Origin of the sequence: Bacteroides sp. AF39-16AC (genome assembly GCF_003602735.1) — a bacterium.
Classification (GTDB): domain Bacteria; phylum Bacteroidota; class Bacteroidia; order Bacteroidales; family Bacteroidaceae; genus Bacteroides; species Bacteroides uniformis.
Genome location: NZ_QTLN01000063.1, coordinates 1 through 2,294, shown reverse-complemented (window position 1 = coordinate 2,294; position 2,294 = coordinate 1). Strand labels below are relative to the sequence as shown.

Here is a 2,294-nt window from a genome sequence, read left to right as displayed (position 1 = left end):
GGTACACGTTTCAAATGCTACCCGGGTCCCTTTTCAAGTGTTAGCTACATCTTTAATTTGAATATTTGAATCTTCAATAATAACAGCTTGTTTATTACTTATAGGAATAAGCTGCAACTTCTCATTATATAGTTGAACTATCTTTTCACCTTTTTTCTTGAATGGAAAATTTCCATAATGGGGAATCGTATAAAAATCGACCAAATCTAAAGAAGTACAGTCTTTCAATTCAGGAGCCTTTTCTATTGGATCAAAATTCACACTTCTCATATATTCTGCATCGGGAGAGGCTATTATTGCTCCGGCAGATTCCCCAATATACAGTTTACCCAATTTCACTTGTTTAGATATAATTTTATCAACACCTTTTCTTTTTAACTCTTGCAAAAGGAAAAATGTATTTCCACCTGTTATGTAGATATAATCGCATTTATGTAATATAGAAGATATTTCCTCTTTGGGCAGTTGGGTAATCTCGACTTCTTCAACAATCATTCCTGCTTCTTCTAAAGCCTTTTTCCCCTTTTTTACATAGAATCGTATTGGTTCTGTAAGGCTTGCAGTTGGTATAAAAGCTATAATTTTCCCTTGCAAATCTTCTTTGGCACAATCGACAAATAGATTAGCAACATCAGCAAATGATGAGCATAAAAATAATCTTTTCATATTCTATAATATTAAGTTGAATACTTTTTGATACAAAGATAGCGTCTTCTATGACAGCCCTATGTCAGTAAGTCTAAATATTGAAGAGTTTTTTTCATCAAAACAATCCATTATTGAAATTTACCCTATTTGTAATGTGGCTGCGTTCCCTTATGAAAAGAAGAAATAATTTTGTTCCCTTTATGAAAAACAAGTGCTACACAACCTGCCGGGATAGAACGTTGAAAGCCTTGCTTTACATCATCTATCCTTAAAAGCCAATATTGCTTTATATAAGGAGCGAGCAATTTGGTAGGTTGTATTACTTGAATTTTCTCCATTCTGTTTTAATTATCAAACAAAAGTAAGATTTCTTAGATAGATATTAGGTGTAAAAAAGGGACATTCTAATTAAAACATCCAAATATCTGTTACCTAAATCATTCAAAGTTCTCTGCATTGGAAGATATGTCATAGATAAGTTGAAAAAGTTATTATAAACACAAGTTTAGTTTGTGTTTTTGTCTATATATCCAAAACGGACTAAACTAATTTCTATTGACAGCAAATTATATATGCTGGCGAAAAGAAAAACAGTATTCTTCTTTTCGCCAGTTTTGCTTTTATGGTTAGAGAGCTTTTGTTACCTTTGCACATGAAGCCCACCGCAAAGCGATTTCTTCGTTTTTTTTGTTACTATTTTGTTACCCACTATTAGTAATAGGTGGGCTTTTACTTTGATAATCAGAGCTATATTATGCTGTATGTATAATGTGTGGCAGAATATAATCAATAGTTATCAGCTGTGGAAGAAAAGGAAAAATGAGACGGAATAACTGCTGAGTATTTTACATCTTATTTGCTTTATGGACATAGAGGGCGGTTGCAACAATTATCAGTACAAATGCCATAATGAGGAATATTATCCGGATAAGGCGATGTTTTGAAAATAGGTTGGCCATGCAGGCAGAAGCCACGCTGAAACGGGCTATTATAGAATCAATTGTGGCGTTTTCGAAAAAGACTGATGCAATACTCCATAGTGCAATAATGGTTAATATAGCATTGGCTGATAAACAAAGAATTTTATCAAGTGGCATTCTAAATACTTTTCTTGTTCTCATATATAGGACTCTATGTTTAACTCCTTTCATTCCTGCCTTTCGCTGAATCAGCCAAAGGATAGGGCAAAAATAAAAGAGAACTTCCTGACAGAATCAATATTGTCTTGGAATATTGTTAAATGATTGAATTTCTAAACCTATGTTTATTCTTTGCTGTCAAAACTCTGTTTGTGTCTGATGCGGCTCATGTGAATAGAGGTTATTTTCAAGTAAGACGCAATTTCTTTTAGGGGTACCATTTGTAGGATTTCTGGACATTTTTTAAGAAGTTGGAGATAGCGTTCTTCCGATGTAAATCTGAACAAATCCAAGTAACGTGAATACGACTGAAAAAATAATTGTTCGGCTGCAATGCGGGCTATTCGTTGATTTTCTTTGTTCTCTTCAAATTCTTGTAGAAGTAATTCGGAAGAACAGATGTAGATTCTACATGGGGTTATTGCTTGTATATTCAATTCAGATTTTATGTCGTATCATTAGTGTCCACTAAAAAATCATAGTCGTTCTTTGAAATTGTTGAAATTC

3 protein-coding genes and 1 pseudogene are annotated in these 2,294 nt (G+C 33.2%); all 4 read right to left on the bottom strand.

Features of this window, described 5'->3' with window-relative positions; all coding sequences use genetic code 11:
• Positions 1 to 33: 33 nt before the first annotated feature.
• Positions 34 to 666 (bottom strand): Type 1 glutamine amidotransferase-like domain-containing protein, encoded by a 633-nt coding sequence (locus DW039_RS20615; protein ID WP_120382313.1) that lies wholly within the window; start codon positions 664 to 666, stop codon positions 34 to 36.
• A gap of 125 nt (positions 667 to 791) precedes the next feature.
• Positions 792 to 986: a DUF6597 domain-containing transcriptional factor gene (locus tag DW039_RS21550; RefSeq protein ID WP_049129949.1), complete on the bottom strand. Its 195-nt coding sequence runs from the start codon at positions 984 to 986 to the stop codon at positions 792 to 794.
• A 507-nt stretch (positions 987 to 1,493) separates the two neighbouring features.
• Positions 1,494 to 1,769, bottom strand: a complete 276-nt coding sequence (locus DW039_RS20605; protein ID WP_005833197.1) for a hypothetical protein — start codon at positions 1,767 to 1,769, stop codon at positions 1,494 to 1,496.
• Between the two features lie 143 nt (positions 1,770 to 1,912).
• Positions 1,913 to 2,242: pseudogene (locus tag DW039_RS21545) on the bottom strand (Crp/Fnr family transcriptional regulator); the annotation flags it as partial.
• Between the last annotated feature and the right edge of the window lie 52 nt (positions 2,243 to 2,294).

Excerpts from the sequence above, each read along its gene's own strand:
- DW039_RS21550 (WP_049129949.1), bottom strand. The coding sequence starts at position 986 with ATGGAGAAAATTCAAGTAATACAACCTACCAAATTGCTCGCTCCTTAT.
- DW039_RS20615 (WP_120382313.1), bottom strand. The coding sequence starts at position 666 with ATGAAAAGATTATTTTTATGCTCATCATTTGCTGATGTTGCTAATCTA.
- DW039_RS20605 (WP_005833197.1), bottom strand. The coding sequence starts at position 1,769 with ATGAGAACAAGAAAAGTATTTAGAATGCCACTTGATAAAATTCTTTGT.